The following is a 26191-nucleotide window of genomic DNA, read 5'->3' as shown; positions in this document are numbered from 1 at the left end:
GTCCCACCGGTGTCAGTCCTCCGGCTCGTCGGCCAGCGCGTCCATGGCGCGGTCGGTGACCTCGTCCACGGAGCCCAGGGCGTCGACCGTGACGATGAGGTCGCGGTAGTAGTCGACCAGGGGCGCCGTCTCGCGGCGGTAGACCTCCTGGCGGTTGCGGATGACGTCCTCGGTGTCGTCCGAGCGTCCGCGCGAGGCGAGCCGGGAGATGAGCTCCTCGTCGTTCACCTCGAACAGCAGCACCGCGTCGAGGCGCTGGTCGAGCTGCGAGAGGACCGTGTTCAGCTCGTCGGCCTGTGAGGTGTTGCGGGGGAACCCGTCGAGCAGGAAGCCCTCGGCGGCGTCGGGCTGGGACAGCCGGTCCTTCACCATCGCCACGGTGACCTCGTCCGGCACCAGGTCACCCGCGTCGACGTAGCGCTGGGCCTCCTTGCCGAGCTCGGTCTCGTTCTTCATGTTCTCGCGGAACAGATCGCCGGTGGAGATGTGCGGCGCGTCCAGCCGCTCCGACAGCCGCGCGGCCTGCGTGCCCTTGCCGGCCCCCGGCGGCCCCACCAGAACGATCCTCATGTCCAACTCCTCTTCCGCGGCGACCCTCGTCGGCCACACGCCCATCCTGCCCGGAACGGGTGATCAACGCCCTCACCGAGGGGGACGGGACCGATCCGGTCCCGCCCGCCGACACGGTCAGCGCAGGAAACCCTCGTAGTTGCGCTGCATCAGCTGGCTCTCGATCTGCTTCACGGTGTCCAGGCCGACACCCACCATGATCAGCACCGCCGTCCCGCCGAAGGGGAAGTTCTGGTTCTGACCCTGGCCGGTGATGCCCAGGAAGAAGTTCGGGAGGACAGCGATGATGCCGAGGTAGATCGATCCCGGCAAGGTGATCCGCGACAGCACGTACTGCAGGTACTCCGCGGTCGGCCGCCCCGGCCGGATGCCCGGGATGAAGCCCCCGAACTTCTTCATCTCGTCGGCGCGCTCCTCGGGGTTGAACGTGATCGCGACGTAGAAGTACGTGAAGAAGATGATCAGGGCGAAGTACAGCACGATGTGGACCGGGTTCGACTGGTTCGCCAGGTAGTTCTGGACGAACACCGCGAAGCCCGAGGTCGAGTTGCCGACGAGCCGGGAGAGCAGGTCGGGCAGGTACAGCAGCGACGACCCGAAGATCACCGGGATGACACCGGCCTGGTTGACCTTCAGCGGCAGGTACGTCGAGGTCCCGCCGTACATCCGCCGCCCGACCATGCGCTTGGCGTACTGCACGGGGATGCGGCGCTGACCCTGCTCCACGAACACGACGCTCGCGATGATCGCCAGGCCGAAGACGCAGACCACGGCGAACACGAGGCCACCGGAGCTGGAGAGGATCTGCTGGCCCTCGGCCGGGATGCGCGCGGCGATCGAGCAGAAGATCAGCAGCGACATCCCGTTGCCGACGCCGCGCTCGGTGACGAGCTCGCCGAACCACATGATCATCGCGGTCCCGGCGGTCATCACGAGGACGATGACGGCGAGGTCGAAGATGCCGGCGTCCGGCAGGATCGGGTACTGGGTCGGGTCGCAGTTGGCGAACAACTGCCCCCGGTCGGCCAGGGCCACGATCCCGGTGGACTGCAGGATCGCCAGGGCGATCGTCAGGTAGCGCGTGTACTGCGTGAGGGTGCCCTGACCGGACTGCCCCTCCTTCTTCAGCTGCTCGAACCGCGGGATGACCACCGTGAGCAGCTGGACGATGATGCTCGCCGTGATGTAGGGCATGATGCCCAGGGCGAAGATCGACAGCTGCAGCAGCGCGCCGCCGGAGAACAGGTTGATCAGGGCGTAGACGCTCTGGGAGTCGCCGCCCTCGACCTGGCGCAGACAGGCCTGCACGTTCGTGTACGAGACGCCGGGGGCCGGGAGGGTGGCGCCCAACCGGTACACCGCGACGATGCCGAGCGTGAACAGGATCTTCTTGCGCAGGTCCGGCGTCGCCAGCGCGGACCGCACGGGGCCGAGCACTCGGACCTCCAGCTGGTCGTGGATGGGGCCCCGCCGCGCGGCCGGGAGAGACGACCGGGAACGGCCGACGCCCCGTCGAGCGGGGCGGTCCGTGCAGACGCGGAGCGGCCTTCGGCGAGGGTAACAGCCTGCTTCCCGGCGCTGTCGCTCCGCTCGCCCCACCCCCGGACACACGAACGGGCCCGGGGGTGCCTCTCGGCTCCCCCGGGCCCGTGGCGCGGTGCGCGGACTCAGACGATCGTGATCGTCCCGCCCGCGCCGTTGATCTTCTCGGTGGCGGCACCGGAGAACGCGTGGGCGCTCACCTGCAGCGTGACCGAGCCGAGCTCGCCCTCGCCGAGCACCTTGACCGGGTGCCCGGGGCGGACGGCGCCGGCGGCCACGAGCTCGGCCGGACCGACCTCGCCGCCGTCGGGGAACAGCCGGGCCAGGTCGCCGACGTTGACGACCTGCGCGACGACCTTGCCGCGGTTGCGGAAGCCCTTGAGCTTCGGCAGGCGCATCTGGAGCGGCATCTGGCCGCCCTCGAAGCGCGCGGGCACGTTCTTGCGTGCGCCCGTGCCCTTGGTGCCGCGGCCGGCGGTCTTGCCCTTGGAGGCCTCACCGCGACCGACGCGCGTCTTGTCCGTGCGGCTCCCGGGAGCCGGACGGAGGTGGTGGAGCTTCAGCGGTGCTTCAGCCATGTCAGACCTCCTCGACCGTGACGAGGTGCCGCACGGTGTGGATCATCCCGCGGTTCTGCGGGTCGTCCGGACGCGTGACCGTGGCGCCGATGCGGCGCAGGCCGAGCGTGCGCAGGGTCTCGCGCTGGTTGCGCTTGCCCCCGATCCCGGACTTGACCTGGGTGACCAGCAGTTCGGCCATGATCAGATCCCCTGCCCGGCGCGCTGGCGCAGCATCCGCGCCGGCGCCACCTCGTCGAGCGGCAGACCCCGGCGCGCGGCGACGGCCTCGGGGACCTGCAGCGCCTTCAGGGCCGCCACCGTGGCGTGCACGATGTTGATGGCGTTCTGGCTGCCCAGGGACTTGGACAGGATGTCCTGGATCCCCGCGCACTCCAGGACCGCGCGCACCGGGCCACCGGCGATGACGCCGGTACCGGGGCTCGCGGGGCGCAGGAGGACGACGCCCGCGGCGTCCTCGCCCTGCACGGGGTGCGTGATGGTGGTGCCGATGCGGGGGACGCGGAAGAAGTTCTTCCGTGCCTCCTCCACGCCCTTCGCGATGGCGGCCGGCACCTCCTTGGCCTTGCCGTAGCCCACCCCGACCTCGCCGTCGCCGTTGCCGACGATCACGAGCGCGGTGAAGCTGAAGCGGCGGCCGCCCTTGACGACCTTGGCCACGCGGTTGATGGCGACGACGCGCTCAAGGTGCGGCGTCCGGTCCTGGGCGCCGCCGCGGCCGCCGCCCTGACGGTCGCGGTCGCGCCCGCCCTGGCCGCCGCCCTCGCGGCGCTGAGTGCCCGGCATCAGGCGTCCTTCCCTTGCGTGTACGAGACGTGGAGGGCCATCAGAACGTCAGGCCCCCCTCGCGGGCCGCATCGGCGAGCTGCGCGATGCGGCCGTGGTAGCGGCGTCCGCCGCGGTCGAACACGACCGCGTCGATCCCCGCCGACTTGGAGCGCGAGGCGACGAGCTCGCCGACCTTGGCGGCCTGCGCCTTCTTGTCGCCCTCGAGCCCGCGGACGTCGGCCTCCATGCTCGAGGCGTGGGCCAGCGTGTGGCCCGCGAGGTCGTCGATCACCTGGGCGGTGATGTGCCGCGAGGAGCGGGTGACGACGAGGCGCGGACGCGCCGGCGTGCCCTCGACCTTCTTGCGGAGGCGGGAGTGACGGCGCAGCCGACCCGCACGGCGGGCCTCGGAGACGTTCCTGCCGACCGTCGTGCGCTTCTTCTCGGTGGTCTCAGCCATCACTTACCCGTCTTCCCGACCTTGCGGCGGATCTGCTCGCCGGAGTACCGGACGCCCTTGCCCTTGTACGGGTCGGGCTTGCGCAGCCGGCGGATGTTCGCGGCGACCTGACCCACGGCCTGCTTGTCGATGCCCTGCACCGAGAAGCGGGTGGGACTCTCCACCGCGAACGTGATGCCCTCGGGCGCCTCGATGCGCACCGGGTGGCTGAAGCCGAGCGCGAACTCGAGGGCGTTGCCCTTGAGCTGCACGCGGTAGCCGACGCCGTGGATCTCGAGCTTGCGCTCGTAGCCCTGGGTGACGCCGAGGACGAGGTTGTTGACGAGCGAGCGCGACAGCCCGTGCAGCGCACGGTTCTCACGCTCGTCGTCGGGGCGGGAGACCGACAGGACGCCGTCCTCCAGCGCGACCGCGATGGGGCGGTCGACCGTGTGGCTCAGGGTGCCCTTGGGCCCCTTGACCGTGATGTTCTGGCCCTCGATCGCGACGTCCACGCCGGACGGCACGGTGATCGGGGCCTTGCCGATGCGTGACATGGTTCCCCTCCCGTTACCAGACGAAGGCGAGGACTTCCCCGCCCATCCGTCGCTGATAGGCCTGTCGGTCGGTCAGCAGGCCCGAGGACGTCGAGATGATCGCGACGCCGAGCCCCCCGAGCACGCGCGGCAGTTCGGTCGACTTCGCGTAGATGCGCAGGCCCGGCTTCGAGATGCGCTTGAGGCCGGCGATGCTGCGCTCGCGGTTCGGCCCGTACTTCAGGTCGATGACCAGCGACTTGCCGACGGCCGCCGGCTCGTCGCGGTAGGCGGCGATGTAGCCCTGCTCGAGCAGGACCTGGGCCACCGTGGCCTTGAGCTTGCTGTGCGGCATGCTCACGTTCTCGTGGAACGCCGAGTTGGCGTTGCGAATACGCGTGAGCATGTCCGCGATGGGATCGGTCATCGTCATCGCGACCAGGTCACCTTCCTCGCCGTGGTACCCCGGGTCGTCCGGCGGGCGGACGACCCAACGGTGGGCCTGCGGCGTCCGGGGCGGGTCAGAGCATTGTCGGTACGCGCGGCGACGTCATTGCCGGAGAGCAGGTGCTCCCGGTGCGCCACGCGCTGGATGAGGGCCAGCAGGTCGGGGTCGATCGCCCGGCCCGGAAGCTCCTCGTCGACCGTCAGGTCGACGTCGGTGTCCTGCACGCGGCTCACCACGAGGACTTGCTGACGCCCGGGAGCTCGCCCTTGTGCGCCATCTCGCGGAGGCACACGCGGCAGAGCCCGAACTTGCGCAGGACCGCGCGGGCGCGCCCGCAGCGGTTGCACCGGGTGTACCCGCGAACCTTGAACTTCGGCGTCTTCGCCGCCTTGTTGACCAGTGCCTTCTTCGCCATGCTCAGTTCTCCCTGAACGGGAAGCCGAGGGCGCGCAGGAGGGCCCGGCCTTCCTCGTCGGTGGTCGCGGAGGTGACCACGGTGATGTCCATGCCCCGCGGCCGGTCGATCGAGTCCTGGTCGATCTCGTGGAACATCGTCTGGTCCGAGAGACCGAACGTGTAGTTGCCCGAGCCGTCGAACTGCTTGGGCGAGAGCCCGCGGAAGTCGCGGATGCGCGGCAGGCTGATCGTGACCAGGCGGTCGAGGAACTCCCACATGCGGGCGCCGCGCAGCGTGGTGCGGGCGCCGATCGGCATGCCCTCACGGAGCTTGAACTGCGCGATCGACTTGCGGGCCTTGCGGATCTCCGGCTTCTGGCCGGCGATGAGGGTGAGGTCGCGGACCGCGCCCTCCATCAGCTTCGAGTCGCGCGCGGCCTCGCCGACGCCCATGTTCACGACGACCTTGACGACGCCGGGCACGAGCATGGCGTTGGGGTACGAGAACTGGTCCGTCAGCGTCTGGCGGATCTCGTCCCGGTAGCGCTGCTGCAACCGGGGACGCGCCGACTGTTCGGTGCTCGTCATCAGACGTCCTTCCCGTTGCGGCGCGACACGCGCACGCGCTTCTGCTCGCCCTCGCCACCGTCGCGGTAGCCGACGCGGGCCGGCTTGCCGTCGGAGTCGACGACCATCACGTTCGAGACGTGGATGGCGGCCTCCTGCGTGACGATCCCGCCGGACGATGCGCCGCGCTGGTTCGCGGACTGGGCGGTGTGCTTCTTGACCCGGCCGACACCCTCGACGAGGACCTTGTCGCGATCGGGGTAGGCCTGGATGACCTTGCCCTTCGCGCCCTTGTCCTTGCCGGCGATGACGAGAACCGTGTCGCCCTTCTTGACCTTCATCTGGCTACAGCACCTCCGGCGCGAGCGAGATGATCCGCATGAACCGCTTGTCGCGGAGCTCCCGGCCGACCGGGCCGAAGATGCGGGTCCCACGCGGCTCGCGGTCGTTCTTGATGATCACCGCGGCGTTCTCGTCGAACTTGATGTACGAACCGTCCGGCCGACGGCGCTCCTTGACGGTGCGCACGATGACGGCCTTGACGACGTCCCCGCGCTTCACACCGGACGCCGGGATGGCCTCCTTGACGGTGGCCACGATGACGTCGCCGATCCCCGCATACCTGCGGGACGAGCCACCGAGAACGCGGATGCACAGGATTTCCCTGGCACCCGTGTTGTCGGCGACCCGGAGTCGCGACTCCTGCTGGATCACTACTTCTCTCCTGACCTTCCCGGCGTCGGGCGCCGGATGGTTTCGCTGTGCTCCCTGACGGAGGGTGCTACTTGGCCTTCTCGAGGATCTGCACGAGACGCCAGCGCTTCGTGGCCGAGAGCGGCCGGGTCTCCATGAGGAGCACGCGGTCGCCGGGGCCGGCGGTGTTCTCCTCGTCGTGCGCCTTGACCTTCTTGGTCCGGCGGATGACCTTCGAGTAGCGCGGGTGCTTCACCCGGTCCTCGAGGCTCACGACGATCGTCTTCGCCATCTTGTCCGAGACGACGAGACCCTCGCGGGTCTTGCGCATGCCGCGCTCGTCGTTCCGGTCGCCCGGCTTCTGCTCGGCGGGGGCGTCGGCCTTGACCTCGGACGCCACCTGCTCGCTGTCGGCGGCGCTGGTCATGCCGCTCCCTCCTGGTCGGGGGCGACGGACAGTCCGAGCTCGCGCTCACGCATCACGGTGTAGATGCGGGCGATGTCGTGCCGGACGGTCCGAAGCCGGCGGTTGTTGTCGAGCTGACCGGTCGCCATCTGGAACCGGAGGTTGAACAGCTCGGCCTTCGCCTCACGGGCCCGCGCGACGAGGTCGTCGTCCGACAACTCGCGCAGCTCGCTGGCCTGGGTTCCCGCTGCCATCAGAACGCCTCCTCACGGGTGACGATGCGGCAGCGCATCGGCAGCTTGTGCTGCGCGCGACGCAGTGCCTCACGGGCGGTGGCCTCGTTGGGGTAGCTCATCTCGAACATGACCCGTCCCGGCTTCACGTTCGCGACCCACTTCTCCGGCGAGCCCTTACCGGAACCCATGCGGGTCTCGGCGGGCTTCTTGGTGAGCGGCCGGTCGGGGAAGATGTTGATCCAGACCTTGCCGCCACGACGGATGTGGCGGGTGATCGCGATACGGGCCGACTCGATCTGGCGGTTCGTCACGTAGCCGTGCTCGAGCGCCTGGATGCCGAAGTCGCCGAACGACATCTGCGTGCCGCCCTTGGCGGCACCCGACCGGTCGGGGCGGTGCTGCTTGCGGAACTTGACCCTGCGGGGCATCAACATGGTCAGGCCTCCTGACTCGAGCTCGTGGCCTCGGCCGGCTGACCCGCGGCCGCACCACCGGTCGTGGCGCCGGCGCTGGCCTGCTCGGCGGCGGCGCGCCCGGCCTCGGTGCCCGACCCGGTGGTCCCGGAGGCGCCCGAACGACGGCCGCGGGGACGGTCGCCCCCGCCGCCTGCACCGCCACGGCCACCGCGGCCGCCGCGGGGCTCGCGGGTGGCCGCGTCGAGCGCCGCCTGGCGCTCGGACTCGCGCTTGCCGCCGACGACGTCGCCCTTGTAGATCCAGACCTTCACGCCGATGCGGCCGAAGTTGGTCCGGGCCTCGAACAGGCCGTAGTCGATCTCGGCGCGCAGCGTGTGCAGCGGGACGCGACCCTCGCGGTAGAACTCCGAGCGCGACATCTCCGCGCCGCCGAGGCGGCCGGAGCACTGCACGCGGATGCCCTTGACGCCCGGGCTGCGCATGGCCGACTGCATGGCCTTGCGCATCGCGCGGCGGAAGGAGACGCGGTTGGACAGCTGCTCGGCGACGCCCTGCGCGACGAGCTGCGCGTCGGCCTCGGCGCCCTTGACCTCGAGGATGTTGAGCTGGACCTGCTTGCCGGTCAGCTTCTCGAGGTTGCCGCGCAGGCGGTCGGCCTCCGCGCCGCGGCGGCCGATGACGATGCCCGGCCGGGCGGTGTGGATGTCGACGCGCACGCGGTCACGGGTGCGCTCGATCTCGACCTTGGAGATGCCGGCCCGCTCCATGCCCTTGGAGAGCATGCGACGGATCTTGACGTCCTCGGCCACGTACTCGGCGTACTGCTTGTCGGCGTACCACCGGGACTTCCAGTCGGTGGTGATGCCCAGACGGAACCCGTGCGGGTTGATCTTCTGACCCATCAGCGGGTCCTTCCCTTCGAGCGCTGGCGACCGCCACGACCCTGGCCCTCGGGCACCGAGGTGACCTCGACCGTGATGTGGCTGGTGCGCTTGCGGATGCGGTACGCGCGCCCCTGCGCCCGGGGCTGGAACCGCTTCATGGTCGGACCCTCGTCCACGGTGATCGTCGAGATCACGAGCGTGGCGGGGTCCAGGTCGAAGTTGTTCTCGGCGTTCGCCACCGCGCTCGCGACGAGCTTGGCGACCGGCGTGGCGGCCGCCTGCTCGGCGAACCGCAGCACCGAGGCGGCCTGGCCGACGGGCATGCCACGGACGAGGTCCACCACGCGGCGGACCTTCATCGGCGACATGCGCACGTAGCGAGCCCGCGCGACGGCGCCCTGGGGGGCCGTCTCGGAGTCGGCTGGTGCAGCCATCGTTCGTTTACCTTCCTGGTTTCGCGGACGGGGCCGTCTGTCGGTCGCCTAGCGGCGACGCGACCGACGGTCCTCCTTGACGTGCCCGCGGAACGTGCGGGTCGGGGCGAACTCGCCGAGCTTGTGCCCGACCATGGCCTCCGAGACGAAGACCGGGACGTGCTTGCGACCGTCGTGCACGGCCAGCGTGTGGCCGAGCATGTCGGGGATGATCGTCGAACGGCGCGACCAGGTCTTGATGACCGACTTGCGGTTCGCCTCGTTGAGAGCGTCGACCTTCTTGAGCAGGTGGTCGTCGACGAACGGCCCCTTCTTGACACTGCGTGGCATCGCTGTCTCCCTCCTGCTCTATCGCTTCTTGTTCTTGCCGGTACGCCGGCGGCGCACGATCATGCGGTCGCTCTCCTTGCGGCCGCGCGTGCGGCCCTCCGGGGTGCCGGCCGGGTTCACCGGGTGGCGGCCACCGGACGTCTTGCCCTCACCACCACCGTGCGGGTGGTCGACCGGGTTCATCGCGACACCGCGGACCGTCGGGCGCTTGCCGCGCCAGCGGTTGCGGCCCGCCTTGCCCCAGTTGATGTTCGAGTGGTCGGAGTTGCCGACCTCCCCGATGGTGGCGCGGCAGCGCACGTCCACGTTGCGGATCTCGCCCGAGGGCATCCGCAGCTGGGCGTACGGGCCGTCCTTCGCCACCAGCTGCACCCGCGCGCCGGCCGACCGCGCGATCTTCGCGCCGCCGCCGGGGCGGAGCTCGATCGCGTGGATCACGGTGCCGGTGGGGATGTTGCGCAGCGGCAGGCTGTTGCCGGGCTTGATGTCGGCCCGGGGACCGTTCTCGATCGCGTCGCCCTGGTGCAGACGCTCCGGCGCGATGATGTAGCGCTTCTCGCCGTCGGCGTAGTGCAGCAGGGCGATGCGCGCGCTGCGGTTCGGGTCGTACTCGATGTGCGCGACCTTGGCCGGCACACCGTCCTTGTCGTGGCGCCGGAAGTCGATCAGGCGGTAGGCGCGCTTGTGCCCACCGCCCTGGTGCCGGGTGGTGATGCGCCCGGTCGAGTTGCGTCCGCCCTTGTTGTGGAGCGGGCGGATCAGCGACTTCTCGGGGTGGTCGCGCGTGATCTCGGCGAAGTCCGAGACGCTCGCGCCACGCCGCCCGGCGGTCGTCGGCTTGTACCTGCGGATTCCCATGTTCCGTACTCCCCTACGCCCCGGGCCCGCCGAAGACGTCGATCGTCCGGCTCTCCGCCGTCACGGTGACCACGGCGCGCTTGGTGTCCTTGCGCTTGCCGTATCCGCTCTTGGAACGCTTGCGCTTCCCCTCGCGGTTGAGCGTGTTCACGCTCGCCACCTGGACGTCGAAGATCTGCTGGACGGCGATCTTGATCTGGGTCTTGTTCGCGTCCGGGCGCACCAGGAAGGTGTACTGGCGCTCCTCGAGAAGGCCGTAGCTCTTCTCGGAGATCACCGGCGCGAGGATGATGTCCCGCGGGTCCGCGATCACTGGTCGACCTCCTCGGCGCCCGCCGTGCGGGCGCTGACGAACGCCTCGAGCGCCGCCGTCGTGAAGACGACGTCGTCCGCCCGCAGGACGTCGTAGGTGTTGAGCTGGTCCGGCGTCAGCAGGTGCACCGCCGGGAGGTTGGCCACGCTCCGGCGGCCGGCGTCGTCGCCACGGGCGACGACGGCGAGCACCTTGCGGTGGACGCGGTCGGGGGCGACGACGCCCTCGAGCGCCGTGCGCGCACCCTTCGTCGAGGGCGCGGCGCCGTCGACGAGCGCGGAGAAGACGTGGATCCGCTCGTGGCGGGCCCGGTCGGACAGCGCACCCCGCAGGGCGGCCGCCTTCATCTTCTTCGGGGTCCGCTGCGAGTAGTCCCGCGGCGTCGGGCCGTGGACCGTGCCACCGCCGACGAACTGCGGGGCGCGGGTGGAGCCCTGGCGCGCGCGGCCGGTGCCCTTCTGGCGGTACGGCTTCTTGCCGCCGCCGCGGACCTCGCCGCGCGTCTTCGTGTCGTGCGTGCCCTGGCGGGCCGCCGCGAGCTGCGCGGTCACCACCTGGTGCATCAGCGCGGTGTTGGCCGGCGCGTCGAAGAGCTCCGCGGGGAGCTCGGCCGTGCCGTCGGTGCCCCCGGTGGGGGTGTGCACCGTGACCGTGCGGGTCTGGCCGGTGGCCGACGCGGCCTGCGCGTCGTGCCGGGCGCTCCGGCGGGCCTCGCCCGCGGAGAAGCCGCGGCGGCGGGCCGGCCGCGAGGCGGCGAGCGTGGCGGTGGCCGCGGACGTCGCGGACGTGGTGCCCGCGTCGACCTGCTCGGCGCTGTCGTGGCCCTCGGCGTCGTTCGGGCCCGGGGTGTGGCCGTCAGGCGAGGTCACTGCTGGTCACCGCCCTTCTTGGCAGCAGAGGTGACGAGGACCAGACCGCCGCGCGGGCCGGGGACGGCGCCGCGGATCAGCAGCAAACCCGCGTCGGCGTCCACCCCGTGGACGGTCAGGTTCTGCGTGGTGGTCTTGGCGTTGCCCATGCGGCCCGCCATGCGCGTGCCCTTGAAGACACGGGCCGGGGTGGCGCACCCGCCGATGGAGCCCGGCGAACGGTGCTTGCGCTGCGTGCCGTGGCTCGCGCCCAGGCCGTGGAAGCCGTGGCGCTTCATGACGCCGGCGGTGCCCTTGCCCTTGCTCGTGCCCGAGACGTCGACGACGGCACCGGCGGAGAACACCTCGGCGGTGACCTCCTGGCCGACCTCGTAGGACGAGGCGTCGGACGTGCGGAGCTCCACGAGGTGGCGACGCGGGGTGACGCCGGCCTTGGCGAAGTGGCCGGTGACCGGCTTGTTCACCTTGCGCGGGTCGATGGCGCCGAACGCGATCTGGACCGCGTTGTAGCCGTCCGTGGAGGGGGTCCGCACCTGCGTGACGACGCAGGGGCCCGCCTTGACCACGGTGACGGGGACGATGCGGTTCGCCTCGTCGAACACCTGGGTCATGCCGACCTTGGTGCCGAGGACGCCGTTCATCTGCCGCTCGTTGCTGCGGAGAGGGTCTGCAGACATCTCGCGCCTCACTGGATGTTGACGTCGACGCTGGCCGGCAGGTCGATGCGCATGAGCGCGTCCACCGTCTTCGGCGTCGGGTCGACGATGTCGATCAGTCGCTTGTGCGTGCGCATCTCGAAGTGCTCGCGCGAGTCCTTGTACTTGTGCGGCGAGCGGATGACGCAGTAGATGTTCTTCTCGGTGGGCAGCGGCACCGGGCCGACGACCGAGGCACCCGTACGCGTCACGGTCTCGACGATCTTGCGAGCCGACGCGTCGATGGCCTCGTGGTCGTAGGCCTTGAGCCTGATGCGGATCTTCTGTCCCGCCATGGTGGCTTGCCGTTCCTCTTCTCGTCCTCGACTCGTCCGCCCATCGTCGACCCGGCCGGCTCACCCTGGGGCGAACCTGTCCGGTCCACGCGGTCGGGCGTGTCGACTCCGTCGGCTGGCGCGGCCCCGGACGCTCGTCGCTCCGCGGCTTCAGGCCCTCGCGGACCCTCGCTGTTCATGGTGTGTCCGTCCCGTTCCCCGGTCTCCCGGTTCACGGCACGGTGGGCACCTCCAGGAGGAGGCGCCCGGGGTGGGTCTGCGTTCGACCCCGCTCACGCCGGGGCGGTCGGCTCGATACCGATTGAGCCGACCGCCCGGGCAAGCAACCCGACAAGTGTCGCACGCACCGGACGGCGCGCGGACACCGGGGGGTTACTTGGAAATCTTCGTGACCTGGCCCGCGCCCACGGTCCGGCCACCCTCACGGATGGCGAACTGGAGGCCCTCCTCCATGGCGATGGGCTGGATCAGCTGGACGGCCATCTCGGTGTTGTCGCCGGGCATGACCATCTCGGTGCCCTCCGGCAGCGTCACGACACCGGTGACGTCCGTGGTCCGGAAGTAGAACTGCGGGCGGTAGTTGTTGAAGAACGGCGTGTGCCGTCCGCCCTCGTCCTTGCCCAGGATGTAGACCTGGCCCTCGAACTCGGTGTGCGGGGTGATCGAGCCCGGCTTGCAGATGACCATGCCGCGCTCGACGTCCTCGCGCTTGATGCCGCGCACGAGCAGGCCGACGTTGTCGCCGGCGCGCCCCTCGTCGAGGAGCTTGCGGAACATCTCGATGCCGGTGGCGGTGGTCTTCACCGACTTCTCGCGGATGCCGACGATCTCCACCTCCTCGTTCACCTTGACGATGCCGCGCTCGACGCGGCCGGTGACGACCGTGCCACGACCGGTGATCGTGAAGACGTCCTCGACGGGCATGAGGAACGGCTTCTCGGTGTCGCGCTCCGGCGACGGGATCGCGTCGTCGACGGCGTCCATCAGCGAGACGATCGCGTCGGCCCACTCGGCGTCGCCCTCGAGCGCCTTCAGCGCCGAGACGCGGACCACGGGGAGGTCGTCGCCGGGGTACTCCTGCGCCGAGAGGAGCTCACGGACCTCCATCTCGACGAGCTCCATGATCTCCTCGTCGTCGACCATGTCGGCCTTGTTGAGCGCCACGACGATGTAGGGCACGCCGACCTGGCGGGCGAGCAGCACGTGCTCGCGCGTCTGGGGCATGGGCCCGTCGGTGGCGGCCACGACCAGGATGGCGCCGTCCATCTGGGCGGCACCGGTGATCATGTTCTTCACGTAGTCGGCGTGCCCGGGGCAGTCGACGTGCGCGTAGTGCCGCTTCTCGGTCTGGTACTCGACGTGCGCGATCGAGATCGTGATACCGCGCTGCCGCTCCTCGGGCGCCTTGTCGATCTGGTCGAACGCCGACGCCTGGTTCAGCTGCGGGTACTTGTCGTGCAGGACCTTGGTGATCGCCGCGGTCAGCGTCGTCTTCCCGTGGTCGATGTGACCGATGGTGCCGATGTTGACATGCGGCTTGGTCCGCTCGAACTTGGCCTTCGCCACTGCTCTCGTCCTCCTGGACTTTCTGGGACTGTCCCCGCCACCGGCATTCGGCCGGCGGCGGAAGTTACGTCGGGTCGTGCGGTCCTAACGCCTGATGCGGAGGACCCGAGGTGACCTCACGAGGCTAACGGGGACGATTCCCCGGCCTCACCGCGGCCCGCACTTCCCCGTCGGGGACGCGGGCCGCGGTCGAGGTCATTCGCCGGTCGCCTTAGCGATGATCTCCTTGGCCACGCTGGCCGGGACCTCGCCGTACGAGTCGAACTGCATGGAGTAGTTCGCCCGGCCCTGGGTCTTCGACCGCAGGTCGCCGACGTAGCCGAACATCTCCGAGAGCGGCACCACGGCCTTGACGATCCGGTTGCCGCTGCGCTCCTCCATGGCCTGGATCTGGCCACGGCGGGAGTTCAGGTCGCCGATGACGTCGCCCATGTAGTCCTCGGGCGTCGACACCTCGACCGCCATCAGCGGCTCGAGGATGGCGGGGTCCGCCTTGCGGGCCGCCTCCTTGAGCGCCATGGAGCCGGCGACCTTGAACGCCATCTCCGACGAGTCGACCTCGTGGTACTGACCGTCGAGCAGCGTCAGCCGCAGGCCCGTCATCGGGTAGCCGGCCAGGATGCCGTACTGCATCGCGTCCTGGGCGCCGTGGTCGACCGAGGGGATGTACTCGCGGGGGATGCGGCCACCGGAGACCTTGTTGACGAACTCGTAGAGCGCGCCGTCCTCGCCCTTCTCCATCGGCTCGAGCGAGATGATGACCCGCGCGAACTGACCGGAGCCACCGGTCTGCTTCTTGTGCGTGTACTCGTACTTGTCCACCGGCCGGCGGATGGTCTCCTTGTAGGCGACCTGCGGCTTGCCGATGTTGGCCTCGACCTTGAAGTCGCTCTTCATCCGGTTGACCAGCACCTCGAGGTGGAGCTCGCCCATCCCCTTGATGATCGTCTGGCCGGTCTCCTCGTCGCGGGCGACCTGGAAGGTCGGGTCCTCGTCGCTGAGCCGCTGGATGGCGGTGGAGAGCTTCTCCTGGTCGGCCTTCGACTTCGGCTCGATCGCCACCTCGATGACCGGGGTGGGGAAGACCATCGACTCGAGGATCACCGGGTTCTGCGGGTCGCAGAGGGTGTCGCCCGTGGTCGTGTCCTTCAGGCCGACGACCGCGTAGATGTGCCCGGCCATGGCCGACTCGACCGGGTTCTCCTTGTTGGAGTGCATCTGGAAGACCTTCCCGATGCGCTCCTTGCGGTCCTTCGTCGAGTTGATCATCTGCGCGCCGGACGCGATCTTGCCCGAGTAGACGCGGATGTAGGTGAGCTTCCCGTAGAACGGGTGGCTCATGATCTTGAAGGCGAGCGCCGCGAAGGGCTCGTCGGTGGTCGCGTGCCGCACCACCGGGGTCTCGCCGTCGAGCAGCGTGCCCTCGACGGGCTTCACCTCGGTCGGCGACGGCAGGTAGGCGATGACGGCGTCGAGCATGGGCTGGACGCCCTTGTTCTTGTACGCCGTGCCGCAGAGCACCGGGTTGTACTCGCTGGTGACCGTCACGGCGCGGATGCCGCGCTCGATCTCCTCGACGGAGATCTCCTCGCCGGCGAAGTAGCGGTCCATCAGCGACTCGTCGCTCTCGGCGATCGACTCCATCAGCGCCTCGCGGTACTCCGCGGCGCGCTCGGCGTACTCCGCCGGGATCTCCTCGATCGCGTAGTCCTCGCCCTTCTGGACCTCACCGCGCCAGGTCAACGCACGCATGCGGACCAGGTCGATGACGCCGTAGAACTCGGACTCGACACCCATCGGCAGCTGGACGACCAGCGGCTTCGCGTGCAGCCGGTCCTTGATCGTCTGTACCGTGAAGTAGAAGTCGGCGCCCAGCTTGTCCATCTTGTTGACGAAACAGATGCGCGGGACGTCGTAGGTGTCGGCCTGCCGCCACACCGTCTCCGACTGCGGCTCGACACCCTCCTTGGCGTCGAACACGGCCACCGCACCGTCGAGGACGCGCAGGTTGCGCTCGACCTCGATGGTGAAGTCGACGTGCCCGGGGGTGTCGATGATGTTGAGCTGGTAGTCCTTCCAGAAGGTCGTCGTCGCGGCGGACGTGATCGTGATGCCGCGCTTCTGCTCCTCCTCCATCCAGTCCATCGTGGCCGCGCCGTCGTGGACCTCACCGATCTTGTAGTTGATACCGGTGTAGTACAGGATGCGCTCGGTCGTGGTGGTCTTGCCCGCGTCGATGTGGGCCATGATCCCGAAGTTGCGGACCTTGCCCAGATCGGTCAGCACGTCGCGTGCCACGGAATTCCTCTTCCCGTCGGATCGTCGCCGCGGGTCCCGCGGCGGTGTTTCGCGACATCGGGTGCCCCCGGTGGTTCGCACCGGGGGCACACCGCGTCACCAGCGGTAGTGCGCGAAGGCCTTGTTCGACTCGGCCATCTTGTGCGTGTCCTCGCGTCGCTTCACGGCGGCACCGAGGCCGTTCGAGGCGTCGAGCAGCTCGTTCGTCAGGCGCTCGACCATCGTCTTCTCGCGGCGTGCCCGCGAGTAGGCGATCAGCCAGCGGAGCCCGAGCGTGGTCGAGCGGCCGGCACGCACCTCGATCGGCACCTGGTAGGTCGCGCCACCGACACGGCGGCTGCGGACCTCGAGGGCCGGCTTGACGTTGTCGAGCGCGCGCTTGAGCGTGACGACCGGGTCGGCGCCGTTGCGCTCCCGGCAGCCCTCGAGGGCGCCGTAGACGATGCGCTCGGCCAGCGAGCGCTTCCCGTCGACGAGCACCTTGTTCACGAGCTGCGTCACGAGCGGCGCCCCGTAGACCGGGTCGGCGACGAGCGGACGCTTCGGAGCGGGTCCCTTACGAGGCATGTCAGCTCTTGTCCTTCTTCGTCCCGTAGCGGCTGCGGGCCTGCTTGCGGTTCTTGACCGCCTGCGTGTCCAGTGCGCCGCGGATGATCTTGTAGCGAACGCCCGGCAGGTCCTTCACACGACCGCCGCGCACGAGCACGATCGAGTGCTCCTGCAGGTTGTGCCCCTCGCCCGGGATGTACGCGGTGACCTCGATCTGGTTCGAGAGGCGCACGCGCGCGACCTTGCGGAGCGCGGAGTTCGGCTTCTTCGGGGTGGTCGTGTAGACGCGCGTGCAGACGCCACGCCGCTGCGGACTCCCCTTCAGGGCCGCGGTCTTGGTCTTCTCGACCTTGTCCTCGCGGCCCATGCGGACCAACTGCTGGATGGTGGGCATTCGTTCCTCTGGCTCGTGTCCTGCGTCGTCATCGGTGTCGTCCGTGGCAGGCGGATCGATCTCCGCGCTCACGGGGGTCGGCGTGTCGCGTGAACGGCGGCCGCCCCGTGGTCGAGGTGGCCGACACCGCCGACGATCCCGGTCGCCGCAACGGCGCCCGGTGGACGGGCACGGCGCGGCGGCCCGATCTCGTCGGGCACCGGACACGACGATACCCGGCGCGTACGCGCGGGTTCGCAGGTGGGTCCGGATCCGCACCCCGATCAGGTCGGAGGCGTCCTCGACGGACCCCGCGCGCCCTCGAAGGCCGGATGGACCTCCATATCGGCGGCGGGATGGCGACACGCGCACCGAACGGGCTGGGGCGAGCGTACACGAGGAGTGCCTCCGGGTGGGACAACGCCTCACCCGGAGGTCCTGTTCCCTCCGGAGACGGCCCCCGGACACAGCACGGCGCCCCCGCCCGGTCGGGGACCGGACGGGGGCGCCGTGGGACGTGCGGGACCTGCAGGCCTACGAGGTCAGCGGTACTGCTGCATCAGCGGTACTGGCCGAAGTCGTAGTCGTCGAGCGGGACGGCCACGCCGCTGCCGCTGCCGAAGACGTCGGGCGAGTAGTACCCGTCGTCGTAGCTCGGCAGGGCGTACGCCGCGGCGCGCGCCTCCTCGGTCGGCTGCACCTGGATGTTCCGGTACCGGTTGATGCCGGTGCCGGCCGGGATCAGCTTGCCGATGATCACGTTCTCCTTCAGCCCCACGAGGCTGTCGGACTTCCCCTCGATCGCGGCGTTCGTCAGGATGCGCGTCGTCTCCTGGAACGACGCGGCCGACAGCCACGACTCGGTGGCCAGCGAGGCCTTCGTGATGCCCATGAGCACCGGACGCCCCGCCGCCGGGTCGCCGCCCTCGGCGACGACCTTGCGGTTCTGGCCCTCGAACTCGGCCCGGTCCACCACACCGCCGGGCAGGAACTCCGTCGCGCCCGAGTCGATGATCGTCACCCGGCGCAGCATCTGCCGGACGATGACCTCGATGTGCTTGTCGTGGATCGACACGCCCTGCGAGCGGTAGACCTTCTGCACCTGGTCGACGAGGTGCAGCTGCACCTCGCGCGGGCCCATGACCCGCAGGACCTCGTGCGGGTCGGCCGTGCCCTCGAGCAGCTGCTGGCCGACGTCGACGTGGTCGCCGTCCTGCAGCGGCCGCTCGGTGCCGTCGACCTCGATGGTCGACAGCCGCATGCGCTTGGACAGCTTCTCGTAGACGACCTCCTCGCTCCCGTCGTCCGGGATGAGGGTGATCTTCCAGAACTTGTCGCCGTCCTCGAGCTGGATGCGGCCGTCGACGTCGGCGATCGGCGCCTTGCCCTTCGGGACGCGGGCCTCGAAGAGCTCCTGCACACGGGGCAGACCGGTCGTGATGTCCTCGCCGGCCACACCGCCGGTGTGGAAGGTGCGCATCGTGAGCTGCGTGCCGGGCTCACCGATCGACTGGGCGGCGACGATGCCGACCGCCTCGCCGACGTCGACGAGCAGACCGGTCGCGAGCGACCGGCCGTAGCACATCGCGCAGACACCCTGGGCCGAGTCGCAGGTCAGGACGCTGCGGACGCGGACCTTGCCGATGCCGTGGGCGATCAGCGAGTCGATCGCCTGCTGGCCGATGTCGCCACCCTTGTCGAGGACGACGTTGCCCTCGGCGTCGGTGACCGCGGAGGCCGCCGTGCGGGTGTAGACGCTCGTGTCGACGTGCACGTCGCGCACGAGGGTCCCGTCGGGGCCCTCCTCCGCGATCGGCATCGGGATGCCACGCTCGGTGCCGCAGTCGACCTCGCGGACGATGACGTCCTGCGACACGTCGACGAGGCGCCGGGTCAGGTAGCCCGAGTCGGCGGTGCGCAGCGCGGTGTCGGCGAGACCCTTGCGCGTGCCGTGGGTCGAGATGAAGTACTCGACCACCGAGAAGCCCTCGCGGAAGTTGGACTTGATCGGCCGCGGGATGAACTCACCCTTGGGGTTCGCGACCAGGCCCTTCATGCCCGCGAGCTGGCGCACCTGGGTCATGTTGCCGGCCGCACCGGACGCGACGATCCGGGAGATGGAGTTGTCGGCGGGGAAGTTGTCCTCCATCGCCTTCGCCACCTCCTCGGTGGCCTGGCCCCAGATGCGCACCATCTCGTCGTTGCGCTCCTGGAAGGAGAGCGCACCGCGCTGGTAGCGCTTGTTGACCTGCTCGGCGCGGGTCTCGTAGCCGTCGAGGATCTCCTGCTTGCGCGGGGGCACGACGACGTCGTCGATGGCGATCGTGACGCCCGAGCGCGTGGCCCAGTGGAAGCCGGCGTCCTTGAGCCGGTCCAGCGTCATGGCGACCTCGGTCATCGAGTACCGCTCGGCGAGGTCGTTGATGATCGCCGCCTGCCGCTTCTTGGGCAGCAGGTCGTTGACGAAGGGGTAGTCCTCCGGCAGGAGCTCGTTGAAGAGCACCCGGCCCAGCGTGGTGTCCGCGAGCCAGGGCGTGCCCGGCTCGTGGTCCTCGCCGACCATGCCCGGCCCGGGCACGACGGAGCCGCTGAGGCGGATCCGGCACGGCGCCTGCAGGTGCAGCGACTTGAGGTCGAAGGCCATGATCGCCTCGGCCGGGGACGAGTACGCCCGGCCCTCGCCGGCCTCGCCCTCGCGCCGCGTGGTCAGGTAGTAGAGCCCCGTGACCATGTCCAGTCGCGGCATGGCGAGCGGCTTGCCCGACGCCGGCGACAGGATGTTGTTCGCCGACAGCATGAGGATGCGGGCCTCGGCCTGCGCCTCCGCCGACAGCGGCAGGTGGACCGCCATCTGGTCGCCGTCGAAGTCGGCGTTGAAGGCCTCGCACACCAGCGGGTGCAGCTGGATGGCCTTGCCCTCGACCAGCTGGGGCTCGAAGGCCTGGATGCCGAGGCGGTGCAGCGTGGGCGCCCGGTTCAGCATCACCGGGTGCTCGTTGATGACCTCCTCGAGCACGTCCCAGACCTGGCCGCGCTGACGCTCGACCATCCGCTTCGCGGACTTGATGTTCTGGGCGTGGTTGAGGTCGACCAGCCGCTTCATGACGAACGGCTTGAACAGCTCGAGCGCCATCTGCTTGGGCAGGCCGCACTGGTGCAGCTTGAGCTGCGGGCCGACGACGATGACCGAACGGCCCGAGTAGTCGACGCGCTTGCCGAGCAGGTTCTGGCGGAACCGGCCCTGCTTGCCCTTGAGCAGGTCGGACAGCGACTTGAGCGGGCGGTTGCCCGGTCCGGTCACCGGCCGGCCGCGGCGGCCGTTGTCGAACAGCGCGTCGACGGCCTCCTGCAGCATCCGCTTCTCGTTGTTGACGATGATCTCGGGCGCGCCGAGGTCGATCAGTCGCTTGAGGCGGTTGTTGCGGTTGATGACCCGGCGGTACAGGTCGTTGAGGTCCGACGTCGCGAAGCGGCCACCGTCGAGCTGCACCATCGGGCGCAGGTCGGGCGGGATGACCGGGACGCAGTCGAGCACCATGCCGCCGGGGCGGTTGCCGGTGGCCTGGAACGCCGCGACGACCTTGAGCCGCTTGAGCGCGCGCAGCTTGCGCTGCCCCTTGCCCGAGCGGATGGTCTCGCGGAGGTTCTCCGCCTCGGCGTCGATGTCGAAGGTGTCCAGCAGCTTCTGGATCGCCTCGGCACCCATGGCACCGGTGAAGTAGTCCGCGTAGCGGTCGTAGAGCTCGCGGTAGAGCGACTCGTCCTGGATGAGCTGCCCGCGGTCGAGCTTGACGAAGGTGTCCCACACCTCCTGGAGGCGGTCGAGCTCGCGCTGCGCACGGTCGCGCAGCTGGCGCATCTCGCGCTCGCCGCCCTCCTTGACCTTGCGGCGCACGTCGGACTTCGCGCCCTCGGCCTCGAGCTCGGCGACGTCGGTCTCGAGCTTCTGCGCGCGGGCCTCGAGGTCGTTGTCGCGCTGGGTCTCGAGGCGCTTGCGCTCGCCGGCGATCTCGTTCTCGAGCGTCGACTGGTCGTTGTGCCGCTGCTCGGTGTTCACGTCCGTGATCACGTAGGCCGCGAAGTAGATGATCTTCTCGAGATCCTTCGGGGCCAGGTCGAGCAGGTAGCCCAGGCGCGACGGGACGCCCTTGAAGTACCAGATGTGCGTGACGGGAGCGGCCAGCTCGATGTGGCCCATCCGCTCACGGCGCACCTTGGCGCGGGTCACCTCGACGCCGCAGCGCTCACAGATGATGCCCTTGAAGCGGACGCGCTTGTACTTGCCGCAGTAGCACTCCCAGTCCCGGGTCGGACCGAAGATCTTCTCGCAGAAGAGTCCGTCCTTCTCGGGCTTGAGGGTGCGGTAGTTGATGGTCTCGGGCTTCTTGACCTCGCCGTAGGACCACTGCCGGATGTCGTCGGCGGTGGCCAGACCGATCCGGAGCTCGTCGAAGAAGTTGACGTCGAGCAAAAGTTCTCCCCTGGATGGGTGAGTGAATTCTCTAGAGGGGCCGCGATGGCCGGCCGGGCCCGCGGGTGGCGGGCCCGGCCGGCGCGCGAGGCGCTAGTTGACGACGTCGTCCACGGAGGGCGACTCGTTGCGCGAGAGGTTGATGCCGAGGTTCGCCGCGGCCCTCTCCAGGTCCTCGTCGTCGCCGTCGCGCATCTCGATGGCGGCGCCGTCCGAGGACAGCACCTCCACGTTGAGGCACAGCGACTGGAGCTCCTTGAGCAGCACCTTGAACGACTCGGGGATACCGGGCTCGGGGATGTTCTCCCCCTTGACGATCGCCTCGTAGACCTTGACGCGACCGAGCACGTCGTCGGACTTGATCGTCAGCAGCTCCTGCAGCGTGTAGGCCGCGCCGTAGGCCTGCATCGCCCAGCACTCCATCTCGCCGAAGCGCTGGCCACCGAACTGCGCCTTACCACCCAGCGGCTGCTGCGTGATCATCGAGTACGGGCCGGTGGACCGGGCGTGGATCTTGTCGTCCACCAGGTGCAGCAGCTTGAGGATGTACATGTAGCCGACCGCGATGTGGTGCGGGTACGGCTCGCCGGTACGTCCGTCGAAGATCTGCGCCTTGCCGTCCTCGCCGACCAGTCGCACGCCGTCGCGGTTGGGCAGGGTGGACCCGAGCAGGCCCGTGATCTCGGTCTGCCGGGCACCGTCGAACACCGGGGTGGCGGTGTTCGTGTCGGGCGCGACGTAGCGCATGTCCTCGGGGAGGTTGGTCGCCCACTCCGCGGTGTTGTCGGCGTCGACCTCCCAGCCCGTCTTCGCGATCCACCCGAGGTGGGTCTCGAGGACCTGGCCGATGTTCATGCGTCGCGGCACACCGTGGGTGTTCAGGACGATGTCGACCGGCGTCCCGTCGGCGAGGAACGGCATGTCCTCGACCGGCAGGATCTTGCCGATGACGCCCTTGTTGCCGTGGCGGCCGGCGAGCTTGTCACCCTCGGAGATCTTGCGCTTCTGGGCCACGTAGACGCGGACCAGCTCGTTGACCCCGGGCGGCAGCTCGTCGTCGTCGTCGCGCGAGAACACGCGGATGCCGATGACCTTGCCGGTCTCGCCGTGGGGGACCTTCAGCGAGGTGTCGCGCACCTCGCGCGCCTTCTCACCGAAGATCGCGCGGAGCAGGCGCTCCTCGGGGGTCAGCTCGGTCTCGCCCTTGGGCGTGACCTTCCCGACGAGGATGTCGCCGTCGGCGACCTCGGCCCCGATGCGGATGATGCCGCGCTCGTCGAGGTCGGCGAGGACCTCCTCCGAGACGTTCGGGATGTCGCGGGTGATCTCCTCGGCCCCGAGCTTCGTGTCGCGGGCGTCGATCTCGTGCTCCTCGATGTGGATCGACGTCAGGACGTCGTCCTGCACGAGACGCTGCGACAGGATGATCGCGTCCTCGTAGTTGTGCCCCTCCCACGGCATGATCGCCACGAGCAGGTTCTTGCCCAGGGCCATCTCACCGTCCTCGGTGCACGGCCCGTCGGCGAGGACCTGGCGGGCCTCGACGCGGTCGCCCTCGTTGACGATCGGCTTCTGGTTGATGCACGTGCCCTGGTTGGAGCGCGTGAACTTGTGCAGCCGGTGCGTCGTGCGCTGGCCGTCGTCGTCCATGATCGTGATGTAGTCGGCGCAGAGCTCCTCGACCACACCCGGACGGTCGGCGGCGATGACGTCGCCCGCGTCGACGGCGGCGCGGAGCTCCATCCCGGTGCCGACCAGCGGCGACTCGGAACGCAGCAGCGGCACCGACTGGCGCTGCATGTTCGCGCCCATCAGGGCGCGGTTCGCGTCGTCGTGCTCGAGGAACGGGATCATCGCCGTCGCGACCGACACCATCTGGCGCGGCGAGACGTCCATGTAGTCCACGCGCCCGGGCGCGATGAGGTCGACGTCGCCGCCCTTGCGGCGGACCAGCACGCGGTCCTCGGTGAAGTGGCCGTCCTCGGCGAGCGGCGCGTTGGCCTGCGCGACGACGAAGCGGTCCTCCTCGTCGGCGGTGAGGTAGTCGATCTGGTCGATGACGACCCCGTCGACGACCTTGCGGTACGGCGTCTCGATGAAGCCGAACGGGTTGACCCGCGCGAAGCTCGACAGCGACCCGATCAGGCCGATGTTCGGGCCCTCCGGGGTCTCGATCGGGCACATGCGGCCGTAGTGCGACGGGTGGACGTCGCGGACCTCCATGCCGGCGCGCTCACGGGACAGACCGCCCGGGCCCAGCGCGGAGAGCCGGCGCTTGTGCGTCAGCCCCGCGAGGGGGTTGGTCTGGTCCATGAACTGCGAGAGCTGCGAGGTGCCGAAGAACTCCTTGATCGCCGCCACGACCGGGCGGATGTTGATCAGGGTCTGCGGCGTGATCGCCTCGACGTCCTGCGTCGTCATGCGCTCGCGCACGACGCGCTCCATGCGGGAGAGACCCACCCGGATCTGGTTCTGGATGAGCTCGCCGACGGTGCGCAGACGACGGTTGCCGAAGTGGTCGATGTCGTCGGTCTCGACCGGGATCGTGTCGCCGTTGTCGGCACCCACCTCGGTCTCCCCCGCGTGCAGCCGCACGAGGTAGGAGATCGTCTGGAGGATGTCGTCCTCGGTGAGCGTGCCGGTCGACGGCTCGACCTGGAGGCCGAGCTTCTTGTTGACCTTGTACCGGCCGACCTTCGCGAGGTCGTAGCGCTTGTCCTTGAAGAACAGGTTCTCCAGGAGCGTCTGCGCCGACTCGCGCGTCGGCGGCTCGCCGGGGCGCAGCTTGCGGTAGATGTCGAGCAGGGCCTCGTCCTGGCCGGCCGTGGCGTCCTTCTCGAGGGTGGCCAGCAGCGTCTCGGAGAACGAGAAGCGCTCCTGGATCTGCTCGGTCGTCCAGCCCAGGGCCTTCAGCAGCACGGTCACCGGCTGGCGACGCTTGCGGTCGATGCGGACACCGACGGTGTCGCGCTTGTCGACGTCGAACTCCAGCCACGCACCGCGGCTGGGGATGATCTTGACGCTGAAGACGTCCTTGTCCGTCGTCTTGTCGACGGTGGAGTCGAAGTACACGCCCGGCGAGCGCACGAGCTGCGAGACGACCACGCGCTCCGTGCCGTTGATGATGAACGTGCCCTTGTCGGTCATCACGGGGAAGTCGCCCATGAAGACCGTCTGGGACTTGATCTCACCGGTGGTGTTGTTGGTGAACTCGGCCGTCACGAAGAGCGGGGCCGAGTACGTCATGTCCTTGTCCTTGCACTCCTCGACGGAGGCCTTCACCTCGTCGAAACGAGGATCGGAGAAGGAGAGGGACATCGAGCCCGAGAAGTCCTCGATCGGCGAGATCTCGGCCAGGACCTCTTCGAGGCCGCCGACCGGGGTGTCCTCGCCCGCTTCCACGCGACGCTCGAACCATTCCTCGCTGCCGACCAGCCACTCGAAGGACTTGGTCTGCAGGTCGAGGAGGTCAGGGACCTCCAGCGGCTGGTCGAGCTTGGCGAAGGAGACCCGGAGCGGGGCCCCGGGAAAAGAAGCGTGGTGATTCGAGGACCTGGTGGCGCGGGTAACTGCCAAGATGCGTCCTTCCGGAACAACGCTGTCTGACGCTGTCAGTAGCTTCGTCCGCCTGAGACGCAGCGCAGTGCCCCGGGCGGCCGGATCGCGCAGCCGTTCGGAGGACCCACGGTGACGTGGACACACGTGAAGGCAGCGCGATCCGACAGTCTAGCCACAGGCTGACACACGTGTCGAACACCCCCCTCCGTGACTCGCCTGCGGGGCCCGGTCCTCGAGGGTCCGGGGCCGACCGCGGGGTCGGACGTGGGGGTCTCGCGCTGGGAACAGAGTGACCGGTGGCCACGCCTGCGTCAAGTCCGACGCGCAGCCGATCCCCGCGCGTCGCGACCTCCCACCGCAGGTCAGAGCCGTCCCGCACACGGACGGGCCCGGGAGCGACCCCCATCGTGGGGTCTCTCCCGGGCCCGTCGTCGTGCCGGCCCTGCCGCGACTACAGCGGCTTGAGCTCCGTGATCTTCCAGCGGCCGTCCTGCCGGACCACCTGCACCGACAGCAGACCGGGCGCGTTGGTGGTCTGGTTGTTCGTCGTGCGCTCGGCCGTGAACTGCACGAAGGTGATCAGGCTCGCCCGGTCGGCGGTGAGGTCCTGCACCCCGATGTTGAGCACGGTCGCGGTCTGGCGCAGCTTCTGCTCGGTGGCCGGCCCGCGGATCGTCTGGTCGAAGACCTGCAGGTAGTTCGTCGTGAACTCGCCGGTCGACTGCGTGCGCGCGGCGTTCACCGAGTCGTCGAGCTTGGTGAAGTCGTAGGACAGGATCGACTCGAGCGCCCCGCGCGTCTGGCCCACGACCTCCGCGGTGCCCGCGACGTCGACGACGGCCGCGTTGGCGTAGGGCTGTCCCTCCGCGCGGTCGCCGCGCGCCGCGACGAAGGCGAGCGTGGCGAGCACGAGGCACACCACGATGACGGCGGCCAGCACCACGATCAGCCGCTTCGGGTTCGCCCCGAGCGCGGCGAACGGGCGGGTGACGGCGGCCGCGATGCGGGCCCCGCGGGACTCCCCCCGCTCCGCCGGACGCGGCGCGGCGCTCGCCGGCGCCGGACGGGCCGGGGCCGTGCGGTCGAGCACCGAGATGCCGAC

The 26191-nt window shown here is 69.5% G+C and carries 31 protein-coding genes; all 31 read right to left on the bottom strand.

Annotated elements, in window-relative coordinates; translation table 11 throughout:
* Window positions 1-12 precede the first annotated feature (12 nt).
* Complete coding sequence (locus ACFPBZ_RS26035; protein WP_378039024.1) at window positions 13-570, bottom strand: adenylate kinase; 558 nt, start codon at window positions 568-570, stop codon at window positions 13-15.
* A gap of 117 nt (window positions 571-687) precedes the next feature.
* Window positions 688-2007: a preprotein translocase subunit SecY gene (gene secY / locus ACFPBZ_RS26030; RefSeq protein WP_378039023.1), complete on the bottom strand. Its 1320-nt coding sequence runs from the start codon at window positions 2005-2007 to the stop codon at window positions 688-690.
* 230 nt (window positions 2008-2237) lie between these two features.
* Window positions 2238-2690: a 50S ribosomal protein L15 gene (rplO, locus tag ACFPBZ_RS26025; protein WP_378039022.1), complete on the bottom strand. Its 453-nt coding sequence runs from the start codon at window positions 2688-2690 to the stop codon at window positions 2238-2240.
* A 1-nt stretch (window position 2691) separates the two neighbouring features.
* Entirely contained in the window at window positions 2692-2871 is a 180-nt protein-coding gene (gene rpmD / locus ACFPBZ_RS26020) for a 50S ribosomal protein L30 (protein ID WP_378039021.1), read from the bottom strand.
* A 2-nt stretch (window positions 2872-2873) separates the two neighbouring features.
* A complete protein-coding gene (rpsE, locus tag ACFPBZ_RS26015) occupies window positions 2874-3476 on the bottom strand; it encodes a 30S ribosomal protein S5 (protein WP_378039020.1) in 603 nt (200 codons plus the stop codon).
* 40 nt (window positions 3477-3516) lie between these two features.
* Window positions 3517-3918 carry a 50S ribosomal protein L18 gene (rplR, locus tag ACFPBZ_RS26010; RefSeq protein ID WP_378039019.1) on the bottom strand — a complete coding sequence of 134 codons (402 nt, stop codon included), beginning with the start codon at window positions 3916-3918 and terminating at the stop codon, window positions 3517-3519.
* A complete protein-coding gene (rplF, locus tag ACFPBZ_RS26005) occupies window positions 3918-4454 on the bottom strand; it encodes a 50S ribosomal protein L6 (RefSeq protein WP_378039018.1) in 537 nt (178 codons plus the stop codon). The genes rplR and rplF overlap by 1 nt, the downstream gene beginning before the upstream one ends.
* Window positions 4455-4467: 13 nt before the next feature.
* Window positions 4468-4866 (bottom strand): 30S ribosomal protein S8, encoded by a 399-nt coding sequence (rpsH, locus tag ACFPBZ_RS26000; protein ID WP_378039017.1) that lies wholly within the window; start codon window positions 4864-4866, stop codon window positions 4468-4470.
* Window positions 4863-5105, bottom strand: coding sequence for a hypothetical protein (locus ACFPBZ_RS25995; protein ID WP_378039016.1), 243 nt, complete (start codon window positions 5103-5105; stop codon window positions 4863-4865). Before ACFPBZ_RS25995 ends, rpsH begins: the two co-directional genes overlap by 4 nt.
* A 5-nt stretch (window positions 5106-5110) precedes the next feature.
* Window positions 5111-5296: a type Z 30S ribosomal protein S14 gene (locus ACFPBZ_RS25990; protein WP_378039015.1), complete on the bottom strand. Its 186-nt coding sequence runs from the start codon at window positions 5294-5296 to the stop codon at window positions 5111-5113.
* Between the two features lie 2 nt (window positions 5297-5298).
* The gene (rplE, locus tag ACFPBZ_RS25985; RefSeq protein ID WP_378039014.1) at window positions 5299-5865 is read right to left on the bottom strand and encodes a 50S ribosomal protein L5; all 567 of its coding nucleotides are present in this window, start codon (window positions 5863-5865) and stop codon (window positions 5299-5301) included.
* Window positions 5865-6185, bottom strand: a complete 321-nt coding sequence (gene rplX, locus ACFPBZ_RS25980; protein WP_378039013.1) for a 50S ribosomal protein L24 — start codon at window positions 6183-6185, stop codon at window positions 5865-5867. Before rplX ends, rplE begins: the two co-directional genes overlap by 1 nt.
* A gap of 4 nt (window positions 6186-6189) precedes the next feature.
* On the bottom strand, window positions 6190-6558 hold the full coding sequence (rplN, locus tag ACFPBZ_RS25975) for a 50S ribosomal protein L14 (protein WP_378039012.1): 369 nt from the start codon (window positions 6556-6558) through the stop codon (window positions 6190-6192).
* 67 nt (window positions 6559-6625) lie between these two features.
* Window positions 6626-6868 carry a 30S ribosomal protein S17 gene (gene rpsQ / locus ACFPBZ_RS25970; protein WP_378039036.1) on the bottom strand — a complete coding sequence of 81 codons (243 nt, stop codon included), beginning with the start codon at window positions 6866-6868 and terminating at the stop codon, window positions 6626-6628.
* Window positions 6869-6960: 92 nt separating this feature from the next.
* Window positions 6961-7197 (bottom strand): 50S ribosomal protein L29, encoded by a 237-nt coding sequence (rpmC, locus tag ACFPBZ_RS25965; protein ID WP_378039011.1) that lies wholly within the window; start codon window positions 7195-7197, stop codon window positions 6961-6963.
* Window positions 7197-7613, bottom strand: a complete 417-nt coding sequence (rplP, locus tag ACFPBZ_RS25960; protein ID WP_378039010.1) for a 50S ribosomal protein L16 — start codon at window positions 7611-7613, stop codon at window positions 7197-7199. The genes rpmC and rplP overlap by 1 nt, the downstream gene beginning before the upstream one ends.
* 2 nt (window positions 7614-7615) lie before the next feature.
* On the bottom strand, window positions 7616-8497 hold the full coding sequence (gene rpsC, locus ACFPBZ_RS25955) for a 30S ribosomal protein S3 (RefSeq protein ID WP_378039009.1): 882 nt from the start codon (window positions 8495-8497) through the stop codon (window positions 7616-7618).
* Window positions 8497-8913 (bottom strand): 50S ribosomal protein L22, encoded by a 417-nt coding sequence (gene rplV / locus ACFPBZ_RS25950; protein ID WP_378039008.1) that lies wholly within the window; start codon window positions 8911-8913, stop codon window positions 8497-8499. Before rplV ends, rpsC begins: the two co-directional genes overlap by 1 nt.
* A gap of 48 nt (window positions 8914-8961) precedes the next feature.
* Window positions 8962-9243 carry a 30S ribosomal protein S19 gene (gene rpsS / locus ACFPBZ_RS25945; protein WP_179795272.1) on the bottom strand — a complete coding sequence of 94 codons (282 nt, stop codon included), beginning with the start codon at window positions 9241-9243 and terminating at the stop codon, window positions 8962-8964.
* Window positions 9244-9261: 18 nt separating this feature from the next.
* Window positions 9262-10101 carry a 50S ribosomal protein L2 gene (gene rplB / locus ACFPBZ_RS25940; protein WP_378039007.1) on the bottom strand — a complete coding sequence of 280 codons (840 nt, stop codon included), beginning with the start codon at window positions 10099-10101 and terminating at the stop codon, window positions 9262-9264.
* Window positions 10102-10114: 13 nt separating this feature from the next.
* A complete protein-coding gene (gene rplW, locus ACFPBZ_RS25935) occupies window positions 10115-10414 on the bottom strand; it encodes a 50S ribosomal protein L23 (RefSeq protein WP_378039006.1) in 300 nt (99 codons plus the stop codon).
* A complete protein-coding gene (gene rplD / locus ACFPBZ_RS25930; RefSeq protein WP_378039035.1) occupies window positions 10411-11058 on the bottom strand; it encodes a 50S ribosomal protein L4 in 648 nt (215 codons plus the stop codon). Before rplD ends, rplW begins: the two co-directional genes overlap by 4 nt.
* Window positions 11059-11279: 221 nt before the next feature.
* A complete protein-coding gene (rplC, locus tag ACFPBZ_RS25925; RefSeq protein ID WP_378039005.1) occupies window positions 11280-11960 on the bottom strand; it encodes a 50S ribosomal protein L3 in 681 nt (226 codons plus the stop codon).
* 8 nt (window positions 11961-11968) lie between these two features.
* Window positions 11969-12274, bottom strand: a complete 306-nt coding sequence (gene rpsJ / locus ACFPBZ_RS25920; RefSeq protein ID WP_116708461.1) for a 30S ribosomal protein S10 — start codon at window positions 12272-12274, stop codon at window positions 11969-11971.
* A 372-nt stretch (window positions 12275-12646) separates the two neighbouring features.
* Window positions 12647-13840, bottom strand: a complete 1194-nt coding sequence (tuf, locus tag ACFPBZ_RS25915) for an elongation factor Tu (protein ID WP_378039004.1) — start codon at window positions 13838-13840, stop codon at window positions 12647-12649.
* Between the two features lie 195 nt (window positions 13841-14035).
* Window positions 14036-16138 (bottom strand): elongation factor G, encoded by a 2103-nt coding sequence (gene fusA, locus ACFPBZ_RS25910; protein WP_378039003.1) that lies wholly within the window; start codon window positions 16136-16138, stop codon window positions 14036-14038.
* 96 nt (window positions 16139-16234) lie between these two features.
* Window positions 16235-16705, bottom strand: a complete 471-nt coding sequence (gene rpsG, locus ACFPBZ_RS25905; protein ID WP_378039002.1) for a 30S ribosomal protein S7 — start codon at window positions 16703-16705, stop codon at window positions 16235-16237.
* Between the two features lies 1 nt (window position 16706).
* A complete protein-coding gene (rpsL, locus tag ACFPBZ_RS25900; RefSeq protein ID WP_230730243.1) occupies window positions 16707-17081 on the bottom strand; it encodes a 30S ribosomal protein S12 in 375 nt (124 codons plus the stop codon).
* Between the two features lie 538 nt (window positions 17082-17619).
* Window positions 17620-21531 carry a DNA-directed RNA polymerase subunit beta' gene (locus ACFPBZ_RS25895; RefSeq protein WP_378039001.1) on the bottom strand — a complete coding sequence of 1304 codons (3912 nt, stop codon included), beginning with the start codon at window positions 21529-21531 and terminating at the stop codon, window positions 17620-17622.
* 93 nt (window positions 21532-21624) lie between these two features.
* A complete protein-coding gene (gene rpoB, locus ACFPBZ_RS25890; protein ID WP_378039000.1) occupies window positions 21625-25107 on the bottom strand; it encodes a DNA-directed RNA polymerase subunit beta in 3483 nt (1160 codons plus the stop codon).
* Between the two features lie 433 nt (window positions 25108-25540).
* Window positions 25541-26191 (bottom strand): hypothetical protein (locus tag ACFPBZ_RS25885; RefSeq protein WP_378038999.1); only part of this gene is annotated, 651 nt, incomplete at its 5' end.

It is taken from the genome of Actinomycetospora atypica (genome assembly GCF_042653685.1).
Taxonomy (GTDB): Bacteria; Actinomycetota; Actinomycetes; order Mycobacteriales; family Pseudonocardiaceae; genus Actinomycetospora; species Actinomycetospora atypica.
Note: the sequence above shows the minus strand (reverse complement) of the source record. Positions and strands in the feature narration are given on the sequence as shown.

Excerpts from the sequence above, each read along its gene's own strand:
- rpsL (WP_230730243.1), bottom strand. The coding sequence starts at position 17,081 with ATGCCCACCATCCAGCAGTTGGTCCGCATGGGCCGCGAGGACAAGGTC.
- rplR (WP_378039019.1), bottom strand. The coding sequence starts at position 3,918 with ATGGCTGAGACCACCGAGAAGAAGCGCACGACGGTCGGCAGGAACGTC.
- rpsJ (WP_116708461.1), bottom strand. The coding sequence starts at position 12,274 with ATGGCGGGACAGAAGATCCGCATCAGGCTCAAGGCCTACGACCACGAG.
- rplV (WP_378039008.1), bottom strand. The coding sequence starts at position 8,913 with ATGGCTGCACCAGCCGACTCCGAGACGGCCCCCCAGGGCGCCGTCGCG.
- rplF (WP_378039018.1), bottom strand. The coding sequence starts at position 4,454 with ATGTCACGCATCGGCAAGGCCCCGATCACCGTGCCGTCCGGCGTGGAC.
- rpsG (WP_378039002.1), bottom strand. The coding sequence starts at position 16,705 with ATGCCTCGTAAGGGACCCGCTCCGAAGCGTCCGCTCGTCGCCGACCCG.
- rpsQ (WP_378039036.1), bottom strand. The coding sequence starts at position 6,868 with ATGCGCAAGACCCGCGAGGGTCTCGTCGTCTCGGACAAGATGGCGAAG.
- rpsS (WP_179795272.1), bottom strand. The coding sequence starts at position 9,243 with ATGCCACGCAGTGTCAAGAAGGGGCCGTTCGTCGACGACCACCTGCTC.
- rplB (WP_378039007.1), bottom strand. The coding sequence starts at position 10,101 with ATGGGAATCCGCAGGTACAAGCCGACGACCGCCGGGCGGCGTGGCGCG.
- rplE (WP_378039014.1), bottom strand. The coding sequence starts at position 5,865 with ATGACGAGCACCGAACAGTCGGCGCGTCCCCGGTTGCAGCAGCGCTAC.
- rpmD (WP_378039021.1), bottom strand. The coding sequence starts at position 2,871 with ATGGCCGAACTGCTGGTCACCCAGGTCAAGTCCGGGATCGGGGGCAAG.
- rpsC (WP_378039009.1), bottom strand. The coding sequence starts at position 8,497 with ATGGGTCAGAAGATCAACCCGCACGGGTTCCGTCTGGGCATCACCACC.
- ACFPBZ_RS26035 (WP_378039024.1), bottom strand. The coding sequence starts at position 570 with ATGAGGATCGTTCTGGTGGGGCCGCCGGGGGCCGGCAAGGGCACGCAG.
- rpmC (WP_378039011.1), bottom strand. The coding sequence starts at position 7,197 with ATGGCAGCGGGAACCCAGGCCAGCGAGCTGCGCGAGTTGTCGGACGAC.
- rplP (WP_378039010.1), bottom strand. The coding sequence starts at position 7,613 with ATGTTGATGCCCCGCAGGGTCAAGTTCCGCAAGCAGCACCGCCCCGAC.
- ACFPBZ_RS25990 (WP_378039015.1), bottom strand. The coding sequence starts at position 5,296 with ATGGCGAAGAAGGCACTGGTCAACAAGGCGGCGAAGACGCCGAAGTTC.
- rplO (WP_378039022.1), bottom strand. The coding sequence starts at position 2,690 with ATGGCTGAAGCACCGCTGAAGCTCCACCACCTCCGTCCGGCTCCCGGG.
- rplC (WP_378039005.1), bottom strand. The coding sequence starts at position 11,960 with ATGTCTGCAGACCCTCTCCGCAGCAACGAGCGGCAGATGAACGGCGTC.
- rpsE (WP_378039020.1), bottom strand. The coding sequence starts at position 3,476 with ATGCCGGGCACTCAGCGCCGCGAGGGCGGCGGCCAGGGCGGGCGCGAC.
- rplX (WP_378039013.1), bottom strand. The coding sequence starts at position 6,185 with ATGAAGGTCAAGAAGGGCGACACGGTTCTCGTCATCGCCGGCAAGGAC.
- rpsH (WP_378039017.1), bottom strand. The coding sequence starts at position 4,866 with ATGACGATGACCGATCCCATCGCGGACATGCTCACGCGTATTCGCAAC.